Here is a 23574-nt window from a genome sequence, read left to right as displayed (position 1 = left end):
CTCTTTTATTATAGCCAAAAATGAAAGCACTGTCAAAAATAATGCTCAAATGATTTCACAAACTTTATTCCTTGGGAGAGGGTTTTATAAGCTTTTTTTAATATAAATTCAATATTTCACAAACTTATTTCTCACAGTTTTGCTATACATATAAAAAAACCGATAGGATCCTATCCTACCGGTCGTCATCTTATGATTGGCGTTGACCAAAGTCGTGAATCATTTGTTCTAACTCTTCACGACTAGGTGTTGTAAGCATATAGAGGAAATCTCCCTGAAGTTCTGCAAAAGCAGCAGGCATGTCTTTCTTGACACGGAATTGATCACGGTATTTAGCCAGAACTTCTTCCTCTGAAAGGACATAGGCTGCATTGGCACGGCGAGAAGTTGCCAAGCAATAAAGGGGCTCAAACTCAGAAGCTGGAAAAGGTTCTCCTGCTACGATGGCAGCATAGCCACGGTACAAATCAATCGAGTGAGCGTAGTTGTAGACATCGATGGTAAAGCCACCTGCAGGGCGATTATTGTACTCGATCGCAATATAGTCATCCCCATCGCGGAAGAACTCAATGTGGAAGAAACGTTCCTTCATGCCAAAGGCTTTGACAATCGCTTCCCCGTATTGACGCAATTTTGGATCCATCTCTTTGAGGACATAATAAGAGTTGTCCATCTTGTAGAGCATCAAATCGAGTGGCGTATAAGCATAGTCAAATGTAGTGGAGAAGACAATGTTGCCATCACGATCAACCAGACCATCAAAGGTACAAATCTCACTAGAAGTGACAAATTTCTCAAAGAAATACTCGGTATGGCCATCCCATTCTGCCTTGAAATGGTCCACATCTTCTGGCGTTTCGATCTTGAAGGTCGCTGCTGCTCCTACCCCATTGTCAGGCTTAGCAATCAAAGGCAACCCAATCTTCTTCACAGCTTTATCAATGTCTTTTTCTGTTTTAACCACAGCACCCGGAACAACTGGGACTCCAGCTTTCTTAAAGAGTTTCTTCATTTCAGATTTGAACTTGGTTTTCTTCAGATCTTTTGGTTTGGCACCAAAGACATTGAATTGCTCACGAAGTGCAGCATCCAATTCCAACCAGTACTCATTGTGGGATTCGATACGATCGATTGGACCATGTTTGTAAAAGAGAAAGGCTACCGCACGCTTCACTTCATCCAGATTTTCCAAATTTTCAACACGGAAATATTCTGTTAAGCTGTTGCGCAAAGGGTCATCTAACTGTTCATATGGCTCTTGACCAATTCCTAAAACAGTGATCCCTTTATTAGCTAGTTCGATTGTAAATTGTTGGAAGTTTTGTGGGTAATATGGTGAAATAACGATATAATTCATTGAGGTCTCCTCCCTTTTTACTTATAAATGCATTTGGCCTAGGAAATAGGGCATTTGTTTGCGCCACCATTCCCAATCGTGGGCTACATCATGTCCCCATTCAGCGAACCATGCAGGAATATTTTTGTGATCAAAGGCTTCTTTCAGTTTGTAGAAAGATGGAAGTCCATCTTGTTCCCAAGCTCCTAAACCAGTACAAATAACGATTTCGGCCTGACGGTAACGATCGATAAACCAGCCATCATTTTGGTTCCAAATATAGTCAGATGGAGAGTTTTGATAAATGGCTTCATCGCCTCCAAAATCACCAACAAAGAAACGAGCGTCATAGACACCACTCAAGGCAATCACTTTGTTGAAGACATCTGGATGTTGCAAGAAGAAATTGAGCGCGTGGTAGGCTCCCATAGAGCAACCAGTTGTCATCATCGGATCAAACCAGCCTGTTTTATGTTTGATAAAAGGAATGGCTTCTTCAATCACATAGCGTTCATAAGCTCGGTGCATTTCTGCTCGATCGTGAGGATTCTTCCAATTACAAAGCCAGCTATCACTATCCACACTAGAAAGGGTGAAGAATTGAACCCGACCTTCTTCGATAAACTGAGCACAAGCATCAATCATACCAAAGTCATAGTACTCGTTATGGCTCCCACCTGATGAAGCAAAGACCACAACAGGAATCCCTGCATGTCCATAGCGGTTCAAATACATTTCACGGTTGAGTTGGCCACTCCAGTGGCTTAGATGTTCAATATTCATAGGTTCCCTCTTTCTCTCTATTGATTTGTTCTGAGTCCATTAATCCCAATTTTCTGCCAAAAAACGAAGGCATTCTGGTAAATGTTCAGCCCAAGCTTCTTCGTGGTGAATAGCTCCAGATTGAATCCGAATGGCAATATGATTGAGATCCACCCCTTGTTGGATGACGTCATGATAATAACGAAGAGATGAATCAATATAGGCTTGCTTGATGTTCCCTGCCATTAGGGTTTTATCCGTTTCATCAGCTTCTTCAGTTCCCACATAAATGTAGATCCGTTGGTCTGCATATAATTTTTTGCGTTCAATATAGTGATTGAAGGCATCTTGGTGTAGCCAGTTAGCGGATGAAAAGACCCCTAAACAACCGATTTGATCTTGGTACTCTAAGCCCAAAAATTGGGTAATATTTCCCCCCAAGGAAGAACCAATCATGGCCGTATGTTCTCTGTCAGCAAAGGTCCGGTATTCTTGATCGATAAAAGGTTTCACTACCTCCATAACAAATTCGCCGTACTCAACTCCCTTGCCACCAAATTGCATTCCAGGAATATTAGATTCCTTGTATTTCCAGGCAGAGTATTCATTCATGCGTTGGAAACCATCATTATCGATCGCAACGACAATCATGCGACTAATATCGGGATTCCGCTTAATGGCTGGAATGACTTTCCAGGAATGACCCGCATAAGCTTCCTTGCTGTACAAAACGTTTTGTCCATCGTGGAAATAAACCACAGGGTAACGTCTATCTGTATCCGTTTCATAATTCTTAGGTAATAAGACTCGCACACGACGGAGTTTTCCGGTATAAGGCACTTTCAACTCGTGTGTCTTCATATCTAAATAAAAATAGGATTTGTTCATTGTCAGAAAACTCTCTATATTCTAAATTTTATTCATTATACCATTTTTAGAAGAAAAAGTCTGGATTTTCTCCAAACTTTTTCCTTTCTTGGGTTATTTTTCCATAAACTGAGCCAAATCTTGTAAAGAACGTTCGGCAATTTTCTCATAACGTTCCTTTTTATCCCGAATGCGTGGTCCTTCTAGCTCTTTGATAATCCCGAAGTTGACATTCATGGGTTGGAAATGCTTGCTATCTGCATGAGTGATATAGTGAGCCAGGCTTCCGATAGCTGTCGTTTCAGGGAAAATCGCTGCTTCTTCTCCTTTGAAAAGGCGAGCGGCATTGATTCCAGCTACCAAACCTGAGGCCGCTGACTCAACATAGCCTTCTACACCTGTCATTTGACCTGCAAAGAAGAGATTTGGTTGTTTCTTCGAGCGGTAGGTTTGTTCCAGCAGATTTGGAGAATCCATGTAGGAATTGCGGTGCATGACTCCGTATCTCACAAACTCCGCATGTTCCAAACCTGGAATCATTTGGAAGACCCGTTTTTGTTCGCCCCATTTAAGGTGCGTTTGGAAGCCAACGATATTGTAAAGGCTGGCAGCCGCATTGTCTTGACGTAACTGAACAACTGCATAGGGTGTCTTAAACTCCCCATCACGTGGCCCTTTGTAGTCATCTGGATACTCGAGTCCAACTGGCTTCATAGGACCATAGAGCATGGTTTTGATGCCTCGTTTGGCCATGACTTCAATGGGCATACAGCCTTCGAAATACTTTTCTTTTTCAAAAGAGTTGAGCGGGGCTTCTTCAGCATTGACCAAGGCCTCGTGGAAATCCATAAATTCTTGTTTGGTCATTGGGCAGTTGAGATACGCTGCTTCTCCCTTGTCATAGCGTGACTTGAGATAGACCTTGTTCATATCGACAGTATTGACATCGATGATTGGAGCTGCTGCATCATAGAAATAGAAACCGTCGCCACCATTAAGGGCGTGAATCTTTTCTGCCAAGGCATCGCTGGTTAGAGGCCCCGTTGCGACCACTGTGATGGCATCTGTCGGCAATTCCGTAATTTCATCACGAATGACTTCGATGAGCGGATGTTGGGACACCTTCTCCGTCACCCGGCTAGCAAAACCTTCTCGGTCCACAGCAAGTGCTCCACCGGCTGGTACACGAGTCGCTTCCGCTGCTTCAAGGATGACAGAACCCAGACGACGCATTTCTTCTTTGAGGAGCCCGACAGCATTGGTGAGAGAATCCCCACGAAGAGAGTTGGAACACACTAACTCAGCAAAGTTGTCTGTTTTGTGTTGCGGAGTGGATTTGACTCCACGCATTTCATAAAGCTTGACCGGAATTCCCTGTTGGGCAATCTGGTAAGCTGCTTCAGAGCCAGCAAGGCCCGCACCGATCACATTGATATAAGATTGAGACATGACACTAATACCTCTTTGGGTATCAAAACACCCCACTGGACTGTTAGACACCCACAAATCTTTCTAATTTTCTACTTGGTCCATTATACCAAAAAGCCAAATAAAAAGACAGGAAGGCTTTTCCTTCCTGTATAACGAATGTCTATTATAACAGACATTTATAAAAATTGCCGTTATAATAGACATTGAATCATTTAAAAGCTTATTTCACTTTTTCTTCTTCGTAGTCGCCATTGCTACATACGACTTGTTTGCCGCCACCACGAACTTTTTTCTCAACTAAGTAGTGGCCACATTTTGGACAATCCCGACCGATCGGCTTATCCCAAGAGGTAAATTCACACTCTGGATAGCGATTGCATCCATAGAAGATACGGTTGCGCTTGGTTTTACGCTCGATGATTTGTCCCTGATGACAGTCAGGACATTCCACCCCGATTTCTTTGACAATGGCTTGCGTATGACGACAATCTGGGAAATTACTACAAGCATAGAACTTACCAAAACGTCCTAATTTAATCACCATCGGGCTACCACAGACTTCACAATCAAAACCAGCTGGTTCGTCTTTGATTTGGATTTTTTCCATCTCTTCTTCAGCCTTTGCGACCTCTTTAGAGAATGGTTTGTAGAAGGCATCAATGACTTTTTGCCACTCTTCCTTTCCAAGTTCGACATCATCAAGTTTCCCTTCCATCTCTGCTGTGAAGGTCACATTGACAATATCTGGGAAGAATTCAACGATCAGTTTATTGACGATTTCCCCTAATTCTGTTGGTTCAAAGCGTTTGGCTACCAGCTTCACATAATAGCGTTTTTGAATAGTCTCAATCGTCGGTGCATAGGTTGAAGGACGTCCAACACCGTTCTCTTCCAAGGTCTTAATCAAGGTTGCTTCAGAATAACGAGCTGGTGGTTGGGTAAAGTGTTGCTCAGGTTTGCTATTGACTTGCTTAACGATATCGCCTTCTACCATATCCGGCAACATCTTGTTCTTATCTGAGTCGTTATAAATAGCCAAATAACCATCAAACTTCACCTGGCTCCCGTTTGCCGTATACTGAACCCCATTTTGACCTAAACGGACATTCATGGTATCAAAGACAGCTGCTGTCATTTGACTAGCTACAAAGCGGTTCCAAATTAAGGTGTAGAGTTTTAATTGGTCTTTGTCTAAGTATTTAGCAATGCTCTCAGGAGTATTGAAGACGCTAGACGGACGAATTGCTTCGTGGGCATCTTGGGCACCAGAAGCATTCTTCACACGGCTTCCATGCTTGGAATATTTCTCACCGAAGCGATCCACGATAAAGTTCGCTGCCTCATTTTGCGCAACCGGACTAATCCGTGTAGAATCGGTACGCATATAGGTAATCAAACCTTGAACACCAGAGCCAATATTGATTCCTTCGTACAATTGCTGAGCGACCATCATGGTCTTGCGTGTACGGAAGTTGATCTTATTGGCAGCATCCATCTGCATAGAAGAGGTGGTGTATGGAAGTGGCGCATTCCGACGACGCTCTTTCTTTTCCACCTTCTCAACGGTAAAATCTTTGCCCTCTAAGCGTTCAAGAACAGCTTTCACCTCTTCATTGGTGTTGAGCTTCATCTTCTTGCCATCAATCCCATAGAAGCTGGCTTGGAATTGTTTGGTCCCTTTTTTGAAGACACCATCAATGGTCCAGTATTCTTCCGGCTTGAAATCATTAATTTCGTTTTCACGATCAATGATTAGTTTGAGGGCAACTGATTGCACGCGCCCTGCAGAAAGTCCTTTTTTGACCTTTTTCCAAAGAATAGGCGAGATAGAATACCCTACAATCCGGTCCAAGACACGACGTGCTTGTTGGGCATCGACCAAGTCCATATCGATTTGGCGCGGTTCTTTAAAGGCATTTTTAACGGCATCTTTGGTAATTTCGTTAAAGACCACGCGGTTCTTTTCTTTGGCATCCAAGTTCAAAATATGCGCTAAATGCCAAGAAATAGCTTCTCCTTCTCGGTCCGGGTCACTTGCGAGAAAGACTTGTTTGGCTTTTTTAGCTTCTTTTTTCAAATCATTGATCAAGGGACCTTTTCCGCGAATATTGATATACTCCGGTTCATAGTTATTGTCGAAGTCAATCGACATGGTTGATTTTTTCAGGTCCCGAATATGGCCAACACTAGCCATGACTTTGTAGTTACGACCAAGGTATTTTTCGATTGTTTTGGCCTTCGCAGGAGACTCCACAATCACCAAATTTTTCTTGGTTGTACTGCTTTTCTTTTTTGTTACCACGTTTTATCCCTCTGTATTGTATAAATCTCATTGAGTTTAATACATTTTAAGAAAGATGTCAACTAGGAACTTCTCCTATAGGAAAATCACAATTCGTATTTCAATTCATCAAGAATGTCCTGGCCTGATGTGATAAGCTTTGCTCCTTCTTGAATTAGGTGATGGCAGCCTGCAGATTTTCCATCTAAAATATTTCCTGGAATAGCGAAAACGTCTCGGCCTTCTTCCATAGCACGCTCACAAGTAATCAAACTTCCTGAACGGAGTCGCGCCTCTGCCACAATCACTGCCTGACAGAGACCTGCAATGATGCGGTTGCGCTCAGGAAAATGAAACTTAAGTGGTGCCTGCCCTGGACCATACTCGCTCAAGATCAGATGGTGTTCTCCCATATGCGATTGCAGCCTTTGATTGCTCTTTGGATAAAAGACATCCAGTCCCGTTCCTATCACCCCGATGGTCTTGCCACCATTGCGGATACTGGCATAATGAGCGGTCGCATCAATCCCCTTAGCAAGTCCACTAACAACGACCAATTCATTCCCAAGTTCCTTAATAATCTTCTCTACAGTACGAACCCCTTCTCGCGTCGTCTCCCGAGCTCCAACAACTGCGATCTTCGGTTTGCTTAACAGCTCCAAATCCCCTTGGTAAAAAAGGAGTACAGGAGGATTGTAGATCTGTAGCAATTCCTCAGGGTATTCAGGATCAAAAATGGATAGAGATGGGAACCGTTCAAACTCCTTGTGTAAATGGTCTTCATCCAGTTGCCTGTATTTGTCTACAAAATGAAGGATACTGCGACAGCGAGCGATCCTTGCTATCTCTTCTAAGCTTGGTAAGACTTGCTCTTTCCTACAGTAGTCCAAGACTCTCAAGACTTGCTCATTTGATAAACCGGCTTCTTTTAATTTAAAGATTTCAAATTTCTCCATGGTCACCTTCTACTTCCTCTCACTTATTTATTCGAAAAAGAAAAGAAAAAAGCTCTATTTCTAGAACTTTTTTTGATATGTCGAAGAATAAAAGTAAGATGCGGCACCAATCAAGTTGCTTTCATTATGGAAGCGAGCAGCTTGGATGGGCAAGGCCTCAAATTGTTTATGACCTTTTTGAGAGAGTAGCTCATGGTATTGTCGACTGATCTCATCGATCAATAGTGGTTGACTACTAATGCCCCCTCCAATCGTCACCTTCTCAAGCAGAAGCAAAGATTGAAGATTAAAAATCAGAATAGCAATATCATGACAATACTCCTGAAACAAGGATGTCAGCTCCTCATGGCCCCCTTGATCAAGAGCTTTGAAAACAGCAATACCATCTGCCTTTTCTAGGTTCAAGATGTGACTAGCCTTCTCAACAAATTGAACAGCTGAACCGGTGTTTTCCAAAAGATTGGAAATGCCTTGCAAAAAGAGTTCGCGATGAAAGCGGCGATTTTCTGGTGTTCTTTCTGCCTTATCAATAGACCGAATGTATTCTGTCAGTTGCCATCCTCTCAACAGGTCACCGTTAGAAAGAAGAGCGAGGCCGACTCCTGTCCCTAAGACCAAGGTCGCACCGCAAGGACAAGCTTTTAGGTTACCAATCCTTGCTTCCGCTAGACCAGCGGCTTCTCCATCATTGAGAACAGTGACAGGGACTTGAAATGTTTGTTGCAATCTACTTGCTAGAGGAATGCCGCGCAAATATGGAATGAGACCACCTCGAAAGACAAAGCCAAGGCTCTTTTGGATCTCACCAGGGCATGAAATGGCGATCCCCTCGATTTCTTCCCTTACGGGTGTAATGATTTCTTCTAATCCTTGCCAAAACTCCTCAATCGTAGGTGGTGTTGGGATCTTGTCTGTACGGATCAATTGATAGTCCGCATCCATCAGACCGTACTTTATAAAGGTCCCTCCGATATCGATGGTAAATAGCATAGCCTAATCCTCACACATTGATTTGATAGGTTCAAATGAACGCCGATGGATAGGCGTCACTCCCAGTTGGTCGAGGCCAGCCAGATGGTTTGCCGTCCCATAGCCAGCGTTCTTCGCAAAATCATAACCCGGATATTCTTTATCAAACTCTTCCATCATCTGATCCCGAGTCACCTTGGCTACGATGGATGCTGCAGCAATGGATAAGGAGTTAGCATCCCCTTTGATGATACTAGTTTGGGAAATAGGAAGATCTAACTTCATAGCATCAATCAAAAGATGCTGGGGTTGAGGATCTAGCTGATCAATGGCCTCCATCATGGCTAGCTTCGTAGCTTCATAGATATTAACCTGATCAATCACGTGATTGTCCTTGACGCCAATGCCGATCGCAATAGCTTCTTGGAGCACAGCCTCATAGATTTCCTTGTGCTTGAATTTTGGAATCTTTTTACTATCGTTGAGTCCTGGAATCTTACAAGCTTTCGGCAAGATCACAGCAGCTGCAACAACTGGACCCGCTAATGGGCCGCGTCCCACTTCATCCACACCTGCAATGAGCTTAATGCCACGTGCATAACATTCTTTTTCATAGGCCAGCATTCCTTCCAAGCGCTCATCTTCATCTATCCGTTTTTGGATGTCTCTTTTTCGCTTTGCGATCGCTTGGATCACACCAGATCGGCTATCCTGTTCCAATTCAGCCAATAAAGGATCGTCTAACCGCTGGATGTTTGCTAATTGTTCTTTAATTTCCTTAATGGTTGCCATCAATTTCCCCTACGCGATCTAGCGTATACCGTCCCAATTTCCCATCGCGAACATCTTTGACAAAGAGTTGGTAAAAACGGTCGTAATCTTCACGAAATCCTAATTTCTGGGTCATTTCCATAATGATTTCAGGAGCTTCTTGTTCCAGATCCATTTGTTTAAAACGTTCCTGCAAAACAGCTGGATAATGCTCTTTAAAATAGTTAAGGCCAAAGATGGTCACTTCATCCATTGGAAGCAACTGATCCTTGATGGCGCCTGTTAAAGCGAGCTTTAAAGCCACTTCTTCATCTTCAAACTTAGGCCAAAGAATCCCTGGAGTATCCAAGATTTCAAGATCCTTATTGGTTTTCAACCATTGTTGCCCCTTGGTCACCCCTGGTTTATTTCCAACAACAGCAATCTTTTTCCCTGCTAAGCGGTTCATCAAAGTTGATTTCCCAGCATTAGGAATCCCGATGATCATGGTCCGAAGGGTTTCAATCTGAATCCCCCGTTCCTTTTGACGGGCAATTTTATCGGCCATCAAGCTCTTAGCAGCATCTGTGACCTTCTTAACCGTAGATTGCTCTTTGGAGTTGATCGCCAAGGTTTTGATCCCTTGTGACTCAAAATAGTCCTGCCATTCTTTTGTGGCGACAGGATCGGCTAGGTCTACCTTGTTTAAAATCATTAATTTAGGCTTATCACCAACAATTTTTGTTAACATAGGATTTTGGCTTGATAGGGGCAAACGAGCATCTACCAAAACCGTCACAAAATCCACGAATTTTAAATTTTCTTGTACTTGTCTTCTAGCTTTGGACATGTGTCCAGGAAACCATTGAATAGTTGCCATAATCTCACTTCCTTTCCAGTTCAATCTCCTCTATTATACCATGTTTTCTGGAATCACTGTGATTAATAAAATACTAAAAAGAAGCTACCGAAGTAACTTCTTTTTCTTCTATTCTGTCCAATTTATCAACGATTTCAATTGATCGTCCATTGTATAGGTATAGGTGTCGATATTTCTAGTAAAGTAGTTCTTCAAGTCATTCTCATCAGACATGCTTTTGAAGTCGTACTTCTTAGCATTTTTCTCAAAAGTTTGAATGGTTTTTCCAGTTTTTTTATGAACGTTGGCTTTTCCATGATTTTCGACCTGTTCAATAACCGCTATCTTTGAAATGACAAAATAACTTGTTTTTGATTTACCATAAGATGTATTGGTAATAGAGTATACATAGACCATTTGTGGAATTTTGGAATCAAATGTCCCTCCCCAATCAACTCCATCTTTGATTGCAGCAAAAGCCATCCCTTCAAATTTTGGAAGGTCTTTATAATTGCGGTCAGCCGCATAAGCCTTTGCTGCATCCTCTACATTTTTAGAGATGGCTTCTTGTGTATCCTCATCCACTTTTGACAAGGAAGTCACATAAGCTCCTTCCTCAAAATCAGCCAAGGTGACCTTGTATTTCTTGCTGTCTTTTCCTTTCTCAACAGTTTGACCTTCTTTTTTCAATGCATTTTTACCACTTTCATTGAGACGAATTTCGATTTCATCTCCAACTGCAATGGGATCATTACTTGAAACTTCTTTACCGTTCAGATAATAATCAAATGGGAAGCCATAGTTAGCAGTTGCTTTTGCAATAATTTCTAGATCTTTTCCTTCAAATTTAGATGGTTTTGATAACCTTCCATTTGGAGAAATGCCCTTGATTTTTGGATAAAAACCCTTAAAGGGGTCAATCCCTACAAGCGGGATAAGATCTGCCTCCTGAGTTACAGATGTACCAGTAAAGTGAAGGCCAGGTATCATGTCTTCAAGATCGCTTTTATCGTAAAGTAATTTGACCGTAATTTTATCATGATTGTTTAGGTTCTTGCGATCTTTTACCTTGATCAGTTCATCCCCTTTATAAACACTAAATTCTACTTTTGAAACAAGCTGATCGATATTGTAGTTTGAACTCTCAGTATTCAAGCCTTCTGCTTCTATCTTTTTCTTGATATCTCGATCTAAATTTTCCTTGTTCAAACTAACTGACTTCTCAACAATATAGCCTTCACCATCATTCCCCTCAAATTTTAGCTTTACATAGTCCTCTAAATTAATGGTGTCACTACTACCACGGTTTAAAAAGAAATAACCTGCAACAGTAATGATAGCAAGAAGTACAAAAATCCCTGCTAAAATTCCTTTCATGTTTCTTTTGTTTTTTTTAGGTGCAGGGGCTTGAGTGGGAGTTGGCCCTAATTGCACTGTCTTTGGTTGAAACGCAACAGCTTTTGGTTCAGCTTGGGCAGCTACTTGAACTTTAGCTCCACACTTAGAACAAAAGGCATCACCAGTATTGATAGGTGCCTGGCAATTGGTACAGTTTTTCATAAATCATCTCCTTATTTATTATCGAGCGTCCTTACGGACAGAAGTCAATACGAGGGAAGTTGCGACTATAAATAGAGCTGCAAAAGCAAGCAAGACTCCCCAATTTCCAAGAATCGCAAGTAGATCAAAAGCATAGGTTCCTACCCCATCTTTTTGATAAACTTGCCAGTCAGTATGACCTTGAGACGGGACCATATTGTTCATGTTTGAAATCCGAAAGAAGGCCGTTGTTCCCCATCTCGTAATGGTCGCATGTGAGATCCAGACTAAAAATGGAATTTTCTCATCTAAGGATTGGAGAAAATTGGAAAACAGCAATTGAACCATCAATACTAGCGGCATGGCTGTCATCGCTTGGGATGATTTTTTAACAAAGGCTGAAATCAATAAGGCCAACATATCTGATGTAAAGATCACCAAAAACAAAGTGATCCCAAAAAGGAATATCTGGCTACTGTTTCCTTGGATACGTGGATAGCGCACAACAATGGTTCCAATCATTAAGATCGCTTCCGCGAAACAAAGCACCAACTCTGTTAGCACGCGCGCCGTCACATAAGAAGGCAAGGACAAGCCTTTAATTTGGTACTCAAACTTGATAACTTTACGCTCATTACAAATACTGGTCACTGAATTAAAGAGACCAATCCAGAGCGCTGCAGAAATAAACATAATGGAACAAGTTCTCGTAATATGGTATTTATCAAAAACTTCATTGGCATCAAAAGCGATCGAAATAATGAAAGGAAGAAGAATCGCTTCTAAGACAAAAAATAGAGATTTCTTGTTGATGAGGAGTCGAAGGAATTTTCTAAAATAAATCGAGACTTGCTTCTTATCCAGCATGGCCACCTCTCCTTTCATTTTCAAACCATTGAACATATTGGTCAACAAGAGGTGCATTTTCAGCACCTGAAATTTTATGGACGATTTCTTCTAAACTCTGAGCAGCAAAGACTGTTAGCGCATTGTCTACGGAGCCAAAGTAACACAGTCTACCACAGCCTTCCGAACTCTTTCCGACCACCATGACCTTGTCAAAGAGATGACGAATACGATCAGGCGTATGCGTGATGACACATAAGATTTTTCCTTCATCTGTAATCTCTCTCAGTGTGGTCATAACCTCCATAACCATACTTCCATCGACACCGGAATCCGGCTCATCCATAAAGAGGATTTCAGGGCGCGTGATGTATTCCATGGCTATCGTGAGTTTTTTCTTTTGTCCGCCAGATAGAGAAGAACACTTAGACCCTTTCACAGATTCCAAATCCAACTTTTTCAGAACAGATAACACTTCTTCTTTACGAAGTTCAGGATTGTCTGCTAATTCGGATGGGCCATAGAGTTTTGCTGCATCTTCGAGATTCTTATAGACCGTGTCTTCCATGCGGTAATGCTCATCAGGAGATTGAGGAGCCAGCGTGATGACACCTTGTTTTTTCCCATCATTTAACAGATCTACCCCATTAAAATAAGCACTGGTATTTGAATGAACAAGTCCTGTCACGGCTTCCATAAAGGTTGATTTTCCAGCACCAGAACCACCCAGAATTAAAATCATTTCCTTGGGTTTAAATTCTACCTGAATATCCTTGAGGATGGCCTTACGATTTAAGAGATTTCCGACTGTTACATCTTGAATAGCAATCGTTAGTGATGAATGAGAAAAGTCCTGACGCTCCCTCGGTGAAACGGATGGATCTGCAGTTGCTGCCTGAAGATCTTGGTAAATGATCTGATCTCCTAGTCGGACAACCACCTGATTCGATAAGACTGTACAATCAATCCTAGCAAGCGAGGACAGATCCATCGGAAAAGCATCTTTTGCAATGGTCTTCCATTCTAGAGATTGCATTTCAACAATGATGAATTTTGAGCGAAAAACATGGCCGTCGGCGTCACAAAGATGAATAATGGAACGATGATTCAATAAAACACGTTGGTTTTTCGGATAGGTGACACCATCCACCTCGATCATCCCAGACAAACATTCAAGAAACCATTGACCGTTTAGAAAATGGAAAACTGCTTTAGAAGGGGACTGAAAATCATCAGCCAGATGCAAATCTGCCTGACTTCCTTGAGAAATACCATCGACGCTCAATCCATCAAAAAGTGGAATGGCTGTAAAATCCTGATTGAGATAGGTATAGATGGTTGGGTTTTGCATACATGTAAACCTTTCGAAATAAACTAATTGGCTAGACAGTCAAAACCACCCTATAAGGGTGGTTCAAACACGATGGCGTTACCTCGCGAGCACTATCTAGCTTATCGAATTTGCTCAAAATGCAAATGCACGGCGATGTGATCACCATAACCACTCCGTTCCAAATCACGTTGTAAGCGATAAGAAATGTAGTGTTCTGCAATGGTAATATAACCTGCTCCCAGCAAGCGTTGTTCCACTAATGATTGGATCATACTGATAGTTGCGCGTTCTACTTGTGCTTCATCCAAATCCATGGCAACTTTCTTGGTCACTTGAGCTAGGTTTTGTCGCAAATCATCTGTCAAAACATAGACAACTTGCGCAGCTTTCAAAATAGCTTGGTAAATTTTATCTGGGTTGAATTCAACCACTTCTCCACTACGTTTAATGACTTCCATCGGAGTCTCCTTTATTTTAATTTTTCATGAATACTCCATTTCCTTTATAAAGAAATGAAGACCTACTACTTTATTATATAATTTTTTTGCTAAGAATCAAAGGTCTTTCAAAAAATAGATTCATTCATTGGGATGTTAATTTATTCATGTTCAAACAAAAAATCCTGCAATTACACATTAATAATCCGGTCTTAAAACTCCCGTAATGATCTCTCTGGTAGCATGGTAATCCCCATCTACTACGACCTTGATAATGCGCTTCGCTTCTTCTGTCGGTGCTGGCACCAATGGCAAACGAGTTGGCCCTGCTTCAAAGCCCATATAGTTTAAGACAGCTTTGACAGGAGCTGGACTCGGATAAGAGAAGAGAGCGTTGACTTTAGGGATAAATTGACGTTGGATAGCCGCAGCCTTTTTAATATCGTTGTGTTCAATCGCTTGGAACATCTCATGCATTTCATCTCCATTGGTATGAGAAGCCACCGAGATCACTCCATCAGCCCCAAGGTTCATCGCATGGAAAGCATCCCCATCTTCTCCTGTATAGACGAGAAATTCTTCTGGCTTGTGTTCAATCAAATAGGCCATATTAGCCAGGGTTGTACACTCTTTGACCCCAATGATATTTGGGTGTTCTGCCAAACGAAGCATGGTTTCAGGTGTCATTTCTACTACCACGCGCCCTGGAATATTGTAGATAATAATCGGAAGATTGGATGCATCCGCAATCGCTTTAAAGTGTTGATACATTCCTTCTTGGGATGGTTTGTTGTAGTAAGGGACGATAGCCAATCCTGCTGCAAAGCCACCAAAAGCATCCACTTCTTTAACGAACTCAATCGAGTCGCGGGTTTCATTGGTTCCGACACCAGCGATCAAAGGGACCCGTCCATTTACAATCTTTTGAACGGCCGCAAAGAGTTGCAATTCCTCATCGTGGGTCAGAGTTGGGCTTTCTGCAGTCGTTCCAGCTAAGAGAATCCCATCTGTATGATGTGCCAAGAGGTGCTCGATCAAGGCAGGAAGAGCATCAAAATTAATGGTTCCATCTTCATGGAAGGGAGTGATAAATGCAGTGATGATTTTACAATCTTTCAAATCATTATAAGACATAGAAAAAACCTTTCTCTATATAAGAAAGAGGCTGGGGCCTGCTTGCCTTTGCCTCATGATCTGTTTATAAAACAAGTTGATTTGCTAGTTAGCTAAGGAGAAATCAAACTCTTCGAGTTACTGATTTCTGTTTTGCTCCCTATTTCAATTCAAACTTCAATTCAGCTGTTGGTCGTACGAGTCCACGTTCATGAAGGGTTTCTGCGATTTGGACTGAGTTCCAAGCAGCTCCTTTAAGAAGGTTATCTGAAACCACCCACATGTGAATTCCTTTTTCAGCATCCAAGTCTTTACGAATCCGTCCAACGAAAGTATCGCGTGAACCGACCGCATTAACGGCTTGTGGGTAGATTTGGTGAGCAACATCGTCTTCAAGGACTGCACCTGGGAAGGCAGCAATAGCAGCTTTCACTTCGTCAATTGGTGCCACTTCTTTTGTTTCAATGTAGACTGACTCTGAGTGAGCTGACAAGACTGGAATCCGCACACAAGTTGCTGAAACGGCAATGCTATCATCTTCCATGATTTTCTTGGTTTCATTCGTCATCTTCATTTCTTCGTAAGTATAGTCATTTTCTGTGAAGACGTCGATTTGTGGAAGAGCGTTGAAAGCAATTGGGTAATGTTTTTTATCACCACCGCATGGCAAGATTTCCGCTTGGACATCGCGTGGGTTGACACCATCATTCAAAACTTCCTTCAACTCACGTTGGGTTTCAAGAATAGCTCCCATACCAGCCCCTGATACAGCTTGGTAAGTAGACACGATGATACGGTCCAAGCCCCATTTTTGACGAACCGGCTCAAGAGCGACCATCATTTGGATGGTTGAACAGTTTGGACAAGAGATAATTCCGTTATGAGCATCAAGCGCATGTGCATTCACTTCAGGAACAACCAATGGGACATCCGGATTTTGACGGAAATATGAAGTGTTATCGACCACTACTGCGCCTGCTTTCACCGCATAAGGTGCATATTTGGCAGATGTTGAACCACCAGCTGAGAAAAGGGCAATATCAACCCCTTCAAAAGCATCTTCAGTCGTTTCTTCAATGGTCACGTCTTGCCCTTTAAATTGCAAAACTTTTCCTGCAGAACGTGCAGACGCAAGGTAGCGAATCTTATCGATTGGAAGAGTAGATTCTTCCAACATTTTGATCATTTGAGCACCAACGGCACCTGTAGCACCGACAACAGCAACTGTGTATCCCATAGTAAATCCTCTTTCAAAATTTTCTAAAAATTGAGTATTTGTACTATTATACAATTTTTTGTCATAAATGAAAAGTACCAACAGTAGGAAAAAATCCTGATTCTAAGACCAGGATTTTTGATGGTTAATTATAATAAATATCTATTTAGTCAAGGTCATAATTCAAATCACTTAAATCCTTCTTACCTTGAGTATCTTCCAATAGAAACTGGACCTGTTGCATCCCTTTGATACCCGCAACTACTGAAGTTGGGAAGGTTACAATGGCTTGGTTGATTTGGCTAATATTGCTATTGACAATGCGTTTAGAAGCTGCCAAATCTTCATTTTCGTCTGCAATTTCTTTTTGCAAGGCCAAGAATTGGTTAGAAGATAAGAGCTCCGGATAATTCTCACCCACTGCTCGGATTTGTGCCAAAACATCATTTTGATTGGCAATAACTTGATTGGATTCTTGGATAGAGGCACCTTGGCGAAGGGCTACCAATTCGCTAAAGACTTTCTCTTCATGTTTGGCATAAGCCTTAGCAACCTTCAACATTTCCGAAATGGTGTCGTAGCGTTTAACCAAGGTGATATCAACCGTCCTCTTTGATTCTTCAATCATGACCTGATAACGGTTCAAGCGATTGCTTTCTCCGATAAACCACATAACAACTACTAGTGCAAAAACAATAAGTGCAATAATGAAACCTGACATCGTCATTCTCCTTTAAAAATATTGGTTAATTCATCAATGATATCAATCTCCATACAGAGTTTTTGATACTCTGCAGCTAAGGAAAGATTCTCAACAGCTTGTTTCTTTCTTGGTGTTGGAAAAATATAGCGATTGGTATACAAGGAAATATAGAGACGATCCTCTACCAAGTAGACACACATCGCATTTTGAGCAATCTGCTTGTCGAACCAATCTAACACCTTAGGCTTCAAAAATTTTCGAGCAGCAAATTCATCCGTACAATAGATATTGTAATTCTCGTTGTTCTGGATATCTTCTGTTTCAATTTGTACCTCATTTTTTCCAGGACCTGGATAGGCTCCTTTGACTTCTCTTTTGAAAAAGAGGGATTTCTTGGTCGGAACTACCCGCATATGTCCTGGGAAGGGACTCGGAGCCTTTAGAGAAAAGAGTTGACCAACGAAATCCGTCACTTCTTCTTGGACGGTTCTGGTGTGTCCATTTGAGTCTGTTTCATACCTGGTCTCTGTATGGTGAGCATAAAGGTTGGCGACTGTGAGATTACTTTCATCATGGAAGGACAGTTGATTAAAGAGATTAAACTTGGTTGACCGAGGACTAACTACCTGTAAAGCATCCATAGCATAGTTAGCTGTCAAGGTTAACTCTGCTTGAGGAAAGACTTCTTTCAGAATAGGACAGAGAAAATCGTTAATATAAATTTCATCATTGGACCTAACATTATCCCCGAATAAAGCCTGCCTTTTTTTGTATTGAGGTAAATAATAGAAAACGAGAACAGGAAGAATGATAATAACTGCTCGCAATCTAAAAAGTAGGAAAGATAGTATAGCTAAAATAATACCAAGAATGGTGACGGCCCTCCAATGAAGATTGCTCTTCATCTGTTCCTTCATAAGAAACAGCCGGTCTTGATACTCTTTTGAATTTTCCAGCTCACTAATTCGCTGAAATTTTTCTTGCGACCATCTAGTCTTTGACTGGTTTTGTTCAACTTCCATAGACATCTCCTTTCCATGGGTGGTATGAAAGATAGGGCTATATCTTTTCACCTATTATACCACTGTGATAAAATTAGAGCAAACATACTATGGTAGTCTCTTCTTTTTTAGAAGGGTTTATTGGACAACAGATTAGATAACCAATCTAATCGAAAAGCTCCTCAGCTAAGGAACAAACAAAAAAATCCCCTACCAAATGGTAAGGGATTCGAGGCACCTTTCGATGAGAACAGCCGGTTCACACAACTGCTCAAGGTCCGCTCCTGCGTTACAATTGAATGTAGACCTCCTCAGCGCAAAAGGCTCCTAAGAGCCAATCGACTCATCGCATAAAACTAGTTTACCATGAACGGCCAAAAAATGTCAAGAGGGTAGGTACTTGCTTCCTTCTCGAATGCTCAAAGGAGACAACTGATCTCGATAGCGGTAAATAAAGGCCCCTACCCAATCCGGATTAACCTTGGAATAATTGCGTAAACTCCAGCCAATTGCCTTATTTATAAAGAACTCGCTTTGACCTAGATTATTGAGGATCACTTTTTCTAACAAATCCGTATCTGTTTTTTCTTTCCTCATAAGCTGGTGGTCAATGGCAATCCGCCTCAACCAAAAGTCCTGATCCTTACTCCAATCCAGCATAACCTGCTTAGTTTCTGGATAGTGCAAAGTAATCTCTCCGATGATAAGGTCCAATTGATCTATACTGTCCCACCATGATTTGGTTTGAGCCAATTCCTTTAGCTTTGGAAAATCTTCAGGTCTAAGCTCCTTCTTCTTTTTATCCAGATAATCCATAGCAATATATTGAAACTCTCGGTAAGGTTGCTGCCAACACTCTTCCACAAAAGTCCAATCAATTGGATCCTTTATGAAAGGTTTAAAAAACTCTCTTTCAATCTTTTTGAGAATTGGTTTTTGAACGCCAAGAAAGCTGAATTTATTTTTCATATAAGCTTCCATTGCTGGGACTTTCGCTGGATCAGCTTGGTCTTCTAACAATTTCAAAAGAATTTTTGTATCCATATGATTCCTCCTTTTTTACATCAAAGGTCCAATCAAAGAAAAAAGATAGCCACCCAGACGATGAGCCATAGCCATTTTAGATAAACTTTCTAGAGTGACTTCCTCTGAGAGCGCCTGGGTTCTCTCAAAATCTTGTTCAATATGAAGCACTTCTAGATTTTTGTAGAGAAAAACCCCATCTTCAAAATTTTGATAGAGACTTCGGTAGTCTGTATTAATGGTTCCTACCACAGCTTGTTGGCTATCAGAAACATAAACTTTAGCATGGACAAAGCCTGGGGTATAACGGAAAATACGGACGCCAGCATCCAAGAGCGCTTTAAAATAGGTCGTCGCAATATCAAAGGCGTACTGTTTATCTGGAATCCCTGACATAATGATCCGAACATCTACTCCTCGTTTGGCCGCAAAAGTCATGGCTCTAACCAATTCGTCATCCAAAATCAGATAAGGCGTCATAATGTGAACATAATCGGTCGATGTATTCAGTAAATGAAGATAAACATCCTCAGCCACTTTGTGATAGGTCAATGGTGAATTTCCATAAGGAAGAACCAAGCCTTGACCCTCTCTTTTTTGAGGTTTTTCTTGTAGATAGTGCTCCATATCCCTTTTATCCTCTATTCCAGTCACTGTCCACATGGTCAAAAAGAGAGCTTTCAGTGTTTGAACTGCTGAACCATCTAAGCGAAGGGCCGTGTCCTTCCAATGACCAAAGCGTTCTCGTTTATTGACATACTCATCAGCGATATTTACACCACCAGTATAAGCAACTTGACCATCAATCACTGTAATCTTTCGATGGTCTCGGTAATTGTAATAGGTTGATAGAATAGGCTTGACTGGTGAGAAGGCCTGAGCTTTTATCCCAACCTTGTGCAAGCGCTCAATATAATCATAGGACAAGGTAGTCATCTCATTCATCCCATCAAACATGACACGAACGTCCAGACCTGCATTGGCCTTCTCCTCTAAAATGGCTAAAATCTCACCCCACATGATCCCTTCGTCAATGATGAAATATTCCATGAAGATATAACGCTCGGCCTTTTTCAAATCCTCCAACAAGGATGGAACCATGTCATCTCCAAGCGGAAAATAGGTAACCTCTGTGTTGCTGTAGATAGGAAACTGGGCTGGACTATGCTCCAAAAAATAAGCTAATTTCTGTAATTGGCGATCACTTTGGGATAAATAATCAGCAACTTCTGGATCGGTGCTTAGATAGTCAGAAGCCTGCACTGTAGCATCCTCAAGCCGCTTCTTCAAGCGTCTCACACCCAAATCAGCTAACGAAAAGTAAAGCAGAGCAGTCCCAAAAATTGGAAAGAGGGCAATGATAATCACCCAGGACAGTTTGGAACGAGAATCCATGGAACGATTGAGCAAGTAAAAGAAGGTAAAGACACTCAACAAGTGTTCCCATAAGATAATGGATGGAAAATGCTTTTGTAGGCTGAGATATGAAATGACAAGAAAGGCCAATTCCAGTAAGAAGAACAGGAAAATAGGAACCTTTCGGTTAAGTAGAATTTTAGCCCATCCGGAGGGCTTTTGGGGTAACAGTCTAGCACTTTGTTCTTGAGTCATAAAAACCTCTTTCGTATAAAAACATCTTCTATGCTGAATAATTTATGGATTGTTTAAAGTGATATGGAGCGTTCATTTCATTTAGCTACTACTCCTTAACAGCTCTTACTTGATTTTTCTCACAGGCCCTTCGATCGTCTTTTGCATCCAGACGATATCATGCCATTTGTTAAACTTATAGCCAATCTTTGGGAAATGAGCCACTTGGACATAGCCTCGCTTTTCATGCATGGAAATGCTCGCTTCGTTCGGGACTGCGATACAGGCCAGAAACCGTAAGTAGCCTCGTGCTTGCAACTCCTCTTCTAAGGCAGTATAAAGGTCCGATCCAATCCCTTGTCCACGCGCTTCTTTTGATACATAAATAGACAATTCAGTGGTCCAATCATAGGCAGCGCGTGCATAATAGGTGGAGGCATAGGCATACCCCACAACTTTCCCATCCACTTCTGCTACCAAATAAGGAAATTGGGGCAGCGTTTTTGTGATGCGGCTTTCAAATTCCTGGACAGTCGGCACATCAACCTCAAAGGTAATGGCTGTCTCTGTCACATAAGGTTGGTAAATCGCTCGGATAGCTGCTGCATCGCTGAGCTGAACGGGTCGAATCATCATGATGGCCTCCTAATTAGATTATACCTAGTATACCGATATGCCTTCTCACTGTCAATGAAGAGAGGCAATGATCTAATAGTTTCATTTTTTGCAAAAGGACTTATAGAAAATAGGTTGAGAAATCTATCTCAACCTATTTAGCTTATTCCGCTTTTTTATTTGAAAATTGGCTATTGTAGAGCTCATAGTAGAATCCTTTATCTGCTAACAAGGATTGGTGATTTCCTTGCTCGATGATTTGGCCATCTTTGAGGACAAGGATTTTATCTGCTTCTTGAATGGTAGACAAGCGGTGAGCAATGATAAAGCTAGTCCGCCCTTTCATCAAATTCTTCATCGCTTTTTGAATCAAGAGTTCTAAACGCGTATCGACAGAAGACGTCGCTTCATCCAAAATCAAGATTTTAGGATCCGCTAGGAGCGCACGCGCAATGGTTAGGAGTTGCTTTTGCCCTAGAGAAATATTGCTAGACTCCTGGTTCATTTCCATATTGTAACCACCAGGAAGCGTCCGGATAAAGTGATCGACATTGGCCGCCTTTGCGGCTTCAACAATTTCTTCATCCGTTGCCTCGAGATTACCAAAGCGAAGGTTTTCTTTGATGGTTCCTTCATATAACCAAGCATCCTGAAGCACCATTCCGAATTGTTTGCGGTAATCTTGGCGAGATAGATGACGAATATCATGACCATCCACCGTAATCGATCCCGCAGTCACATCGTAAAAGCGCATGAGCAGATTAATCAGAGTTGTTTTCCCTGCTCCGGTCGGTCCGACAATGGCCACCATTTCACCTGGTTTGACTTCTAGGTTGAAATCACGAATCAAGGGTTTGTCCGCTACATATTGGAAATCAACGTTTTTAAAGCTGACCTGACCTGTCAAATCACCAGAGAGAGTTTCTGTTACATCTGCTACTTCATCTGGTTCATCCATGACTTGGAAAATCCGATCTAGAGACGACTTGGCACTTTGTAGCTGCCCTGCCAATTGGGTTAAGTTTTGAATCGGTTGGTTGATCTGCCAAACATATTGAACGAAGGCCTGCATATTCCCCACAGTCAAACGACCTGCTATCACTTGCAAGCCACCAAACAAAGCGATAATGAGATAAGTCAAATCTGAAATCCCATTTAAAATCGGCATCATTAAGCCGGAAATGAAATTAGCCTTGAATCCTACCTTTTGAAGGTGATGGGTAATATCATGAAACTCTTCCTGGGAAGATTTTTCCCGAACGTAGAGCTTAAGGACGTTAAAGCCTGTTAAATTTTCTTGCACAAAGCCGTTCATTGCCCCCAAAACATCTGCCTGCTCTTTAAAGTAAGGCTGAGATTTTTTCATGATAAATCGAGCACTGAAATAAGTGATCGGAATGGACAAAATGACCACTAGCCCTAGCTGGATGTTTAAGTACAAGACCATGCTGATGACAAAGAGCAAGGTAAAGATAGCATTAACGATTTGTAAGAATGACTGTTGCAAGGCATTCGAGACGGTTTCGACATCGCTAGTAAAACGTCCTAGCAAATCTCCGAACTGATGCCGGTCAAAATAAGAAACGGGAATGTGATTGATTTTATGAGACAAATCATTTCTCATGTCCTGAACAGTCTTTTGAACAGCATTGGTCATGAAATAGTTAGAATAATAAGATCCCAACTCATAGAGGACCCCACGGAATAGATAGAGCGTCATAATGATCGCGATATAGGAGGTGTTAAGACCAGCTCCCACAAGGCCTTTTGCCATATCCATGAGATTTTTTGTCAACTCAGTAATCGCAAGCCCCAAAACAAAGGGTTCGACAACACTCATGACGACACTCAGAATTTTTAAGAAAATGGACAAGCAAACTTCCAATCGATAGGCTCTCAAATAAGTCCATAGTCTACTAAAACTGTTTTGTTCTTGTTTCATCTGCT

General features: G+C 41.6%; 21 protein-coding genes. All 21 read right to left on the bottom strand.

Annotation, left to right across the window (positions count from 1 at the left end):
* Positions 1-190: 190 nt before the first annotated feature.
* The 21 genes from O3642_RS01335 to O3642_RS01235 all read right to left on the bottom strand — a co-directional run bounded on the left by O3642_RS01335 (position 191) and on the right by O3642_RS01235 (position 23569).
* Positions 191-1357: an acetyl-CoA carboxylase biotin carboxylase subunit family protein gene (locus O3642_RS01335; protein WP_155214305.1), complete on the bottom strand. Its 1167-nt coding sequence runs from the start codon at positions 1355-1357 to the stop codon at positions 191-193.
* Between the two features lie 21 nt (positions 1358-1378).
* Positions 1379-2119: an esterase family protein gene (locus tag O3642_RS01330; protein ID WP_195423244.1), complete on the bottom strand. Its 741-nt coding sequence runs from the start codon at positions 2117-2119 to the stop codon at positions 1379-1381.
* Positions 2120-2158: 39 nt separating this feature from the next.
* Positions 2159-2986: an alpha/beta hydrolase gene (locus tag O3642_RS01325; protein WP_049474955.1), complete on the bottom strand. Its 828-nt coding sequence runs from the start codon at positions 2984-2986 to the stop codon at positions 2159-2161.
* A gap of 93 nt (positions 2987-3079) precedes the next feature.
* Positions 3080-4414 (bottom strand): methylenetetrahydrofolate--tRNA-(uracil(54)-C(5))-methyltransferase (FADH(2)-oxidizing) TrmFO, encoded by a 1335-nt coding sequence (trmFO, locus tag O3642_RS01320; protein ID WP_031573201.1) that lies wholly within the window; start codon positions 4412-4414, stop codon positions 3080-3082.
* A 202-nt stretch (positions 4415-4616) separates the two neighbouring features.
* Complete coding sequence (topA, locus tag O3642_RS01315; protein WP_049498817.1) at positions 4617-6698, bottom strand: type I DNA topoisomerase; 2082 nt, start codon at positions 6696-6698, stop codon at positions 4617-4619.
* An 86-nt stretch (positions 6699-6784) separates the two neighbouring features.
* Positions 6785-7633: a DNA-processing protein DprA gene (dprA, locus tag O3642_RS01310; RefSeq protein ID WP_371605226.1), complete on the bottom strand. Its 849-nt coding sequence runs from the start codon at positions 7631-7633 to the stop codon at positions 6785-6787.
* 60 nt (positions 7634-7693) lie between these two features.
* Positions 7694-8623, bottom strand: coding sequence for an ROK family protein (locus O3642_RS01305; RefSeq protein ID WP_371605225.1), 930 nt, complete (start codon positions 8621-8623; stop codon positions 7694-7696).
* Positions 8624-8626: 3 nt separating this feature from the next.
* Positions 8627-9394 (bottom strand): ribonuclease HII, encoded by a 768-nt coding sequence (locus O3642_RS01300; protein ID WP_371605224.1) that lies wholly within the window; start codon positions 9392-9394, stop codon positions 8627-8629.
* Positions 9381-10232, bottom strand: coding sequence for a ribosome biogenesis GTPase YlqF (gene ylqF / locus O3642_RS01295; protein WP_049473186.1), 852 nt, complete (start codon positions 10230-10232; stop codon positions 9381-9383). Before ylqF ends, O3642_RS01300 begins: the two co-directional genes overlap by 14 nt.
* Positions 10233-10340: 108 nt before the next feature.
* On the bottom strand, positions 10341-11771 hold the full coding sequence (locus tag O3642_RS01290) for a zinc-ribbon domain-containing protein (RefSeq protein WP_371605223.1): 1431 nt from the start codon (positions 11769-11771) through the stop codon (positions 10341-10343).
* Between the two features lie 18 nt (positions 11772-11789).
* Positions 11790-12617 carry an ABC transporter permease gene (locus tag O3642_RS01285; protein WP_371605222.1) on the bottom strand — a complete coding sequence of 276 codons (828 nt, stop codon included), beginning with the start codon at positions 12615-12617 and terminating at the stop codon, positions 11790-11792.
* Complete coding sequence (locus O3642_RS01280; protein ID WP_371605221.1) at positions 12607-13947, bottom strand: ATP-binding cassette domain-containing protein; 1341 nt, start codon at positions 13945-13947, stop codon at positions 12607-12609. The genes O3642_RS01285 and O3642_RS01280 overlap by 11 nt, the downstream gene beginning before the upstream one ends.
* Positions 13948-14048: 101 nt before the next feature.
* Positions 14049-14387, bottom strand: coding sequence for an ATP cone domain-containing protein (locus O3642_RS01275; protein WP_003001449.1), 339 nt, complete (start codon positions 14385-14387; stop codon positions 14049-14051).
* A 177-nt stretch (positions 14388-14564) separates the two neighbouring features.
* The gene (gene dapA, locus O3642_RS01270) at positions 14565-15500 is read right to left on the bottom strand and encodes a 4-hydroxy-tetrahydrodipicolinate synthase (protein WP_371605220.1); all 936 of its coding nucleotides are present in this window, start codon (positions 15498-15500) and stop codon (positions 14565-14567) included.
* Between the two features lie 139 nt (positions 15501-15639).
* Positions 15640-16716 (bottom strand): aspartate-semialdehyde dehydrogenase, encoded by a 1077-nt coding sequence (locus O3642_RS01265; RefSeq protein WP_003001372.1) that lies wholly within the window; start codon positions 16714-16716, stop codon positions 15640-15642.
* Between the two features lie 145 nt (positions 16717-16861).
* Positions 16862-17416: a LemA family protein gene (locus tag O3642_RS01260; RefSeq protein ID WP_151379361.1), complete on the bottom strand. Its 555-nt coding sequence runs from the start codon at positions 17414-17416 to the stop codon at positions 16862-16864.
* A gap of 2 nt (positions 17417-17418) precedes the next feature.
* Positions 17419-18420: a DUF3137 domain-containing protein gene (locus tag O3642_RS01255; protein WP_151379362.1), complete on the bottom strand. Its 1002-nt coding sequence runs from the start codon at positions 18418-18420 to the stop codon at positions 17419-17421.
* A gap of 363 nt (positions 18421-18783) precedes the next feature.
* Positions 18784-19443, bottom strand: coding sequence for a DNA alkylation repair protein (locus O3642_RS01250; protein ID WP_371605219.1), 660 nt, complete (start codon positions 19441-19443; stop codon positions 18784-18786).
* Between the two features lie 15 nt (positions 19444-19458).
* Complete coding sequence (gene cls / locus O3642_RS01245) at positions 19459-21033, bottom strand: cardiolipin synthase (RefSeq protein WP_371605218.1); 1575 nt, start codon at positions 21031-21033, stop codon at positions 19459-19461.
* A gap of 105 nt (positions 21034-21138) precedes the next feature.
* Positions 21139-21648 (bottom strand): N-acetyltransferase family protein, encoded by a 510-nt coding sequence (locus O3642_RS01240; protein WP_320910694.1) that lies wholly within the window; start codon positions 21646-21648, stop codon positions 21139-21141.
* Positions 21649-21790: 142 nt separating this feature from the next.
* Entirely contained in the window at positions 21791-23569 is a 1779-nt protein-coding gene (locus tag O3642_RS01235; protein WP_371605217.1) for an ABC transporter ATP-binding protein, read from the bottom strand.
* Between the last annotated feature and the right edge of the window lie 5 nt (positions 23570-23574).

The organism is Streptococcus sp. 27098_8_66 (assembly GCF_041431945.1).
Lineage (GTDB): Bacteria > Bacillota > Bacilli > Lactobacillales > Streptococcaceae > Streptococcus > Streptococcus dentalis.
This window is presented reverse-complemented; position numbering and strand designations above follow the sequence as displayed.

What these genes read in the sequence shown, in the direction of transcription:
- O3642_RS01335 (WP_155214305.1), bottom strand. Translation starts at nt 1,357, where the DNA reads ATGAATTATATCGTTATTTCACCATATTACCCACAAAACTTCCAACAA.
- O3642_RS01330 (WP_195423244.1), bottom strand. Translation starts at nt 2,119, where the DNA reads ATGAATATTGAACATCTAAGCCACTGGAGTGGCCAACTCAACCGTGAA.
- O3642_RS01325 (WP_049474955.1), bottom strand. Translation starts at nt 2,986, where the DNA reads ATGAACAAATCCTATTTTTATTTAGATATGAAGACACACGAGTTGAAA.
- trmFO (WP_031573201.1), bottom strand. Translation starts at nt 4,414, where the DNA reads ATGTCTCAATCTTATATCAATGTGATCGGTGCGGGCCTTGCTGGCTCT.
- dprA (WP_371605226.1), bottom strand. Translation starts at nt 7,633, where the DNA reads ATGGAGAAATTTGAAATCTTTAAATTAAAAGAAGCCGGTTTATCAAAT.
- O3642_RS01305 (WP_371605225.1), bottom strand. Translation starts at nt 8,623, where the DNA reads ATGCTATTTACCATCGATATCGGAGGGACCTTTATAAAGTACGGTCTG.
- O3642_RS01300 (WP_371605224.1), bottom strand. Translation starts at nt 9,394, where the DNA reads ATGGCAACCATTAAGGAAATTAAAGAACAATTAGCAAACATCCAGCGG.
- ylqF (WP_049473186.1), bottom strand. Translation starts at nt 10,232, where the DNA reads ATGGCAACTATTCAATGGTTTCCTGGACACATGTCCAAAGCTAGAAGA.
- O3642_RS01290 (WP_371605223.1), bottom strand. Translation starts at nt 11,771, where the DNA reads ATGAAAAACTGTACCAATTGCCAGGCACCTATCAATACTGGTGATGCC.
- O3642_RS01285 (WP_371605222.1), bottom strand. Translation starts at nt 12,617, where the DNA reads ATGCTGGATAAGAAGCAAGTCTCGATTTATTTTAGAAAATTCCTTCGA.
- O3642_RS01280 (WP_371605221.1), bottom strand. Translation starts at nt 13,947, where the DNA reads ATGCAAAACCCAACCATCTATACCTATCTCAATCAGGATTTTACAGCC.
- O3642_RS01275 (WP_003001449.1), bottom strand. Translation starts at nt 14,387, where the DNA reads ATGGAAGTCATTAAACGTAGTGGAGAAGTGGTTGAATTCAACCCAGAT.
- dapA (WP_371605220.1), bottom strand. Translation starts at nt 15,500, where the DNA reads ATGTCTTATAATGATTTGAAAGATTGTAAAATCATCACTGCATTTATC.
- O3642_RS01265 (WP_003001372.1), bottom strand. Translation starts at nt 16,716, where the DNA reads ATGGGATACACAGTTGCTGTTGTCGGTGCTACAGGTGCCGTTGGTGCT.
- O3642_RS01260 (WP_151379361.1), bottom strand. Translation starts at nt 17,416, where the DNA reads ATGTCAGGTTTCATTATTGCACTTATTGTTTTTGCACTAGTAGTTGTT.
- O3642_RS01255 (WP_151379362.1), bottom strand. Translation starts at nt 18,420, where the DNA reads ATGGAAGTTGAACAAAACCAGTCAAAGACTAGATGGTCGCAAGAAAAA.
- O3642_RS01250 (WP_371605219.1), bottom strand. Translation starts at nt 19,443, where the DNA reads ATGGATACAAAAATTCTTTTGAAATTGTTAGAAGACCAAGCTGATCCA.
- cls (WP_371605218.1), bottom strand. Translation starts at nt 21,033, where the DNA reads ATGACTCAAGAACAAAGTGCTAGACTGTTACCCCAAAAGCCCTCCGGA.
- O3642_RS01240 (WP_320910694.1), bottom strand. Translation starts at nt 21,648, where the DNA reads ATGATGATTCGACCCGTTCAGCTCAGCGATGCAGCAGCTATCCGAGCG.
- O3642_RS01235 (WP_371605217.1), bottom strand. Translation starts at nt 23,569, where the DNA reads ATGAAACAAGAACAAAACAGTTTTAGTAGACTATGGACTTATTTGAGA.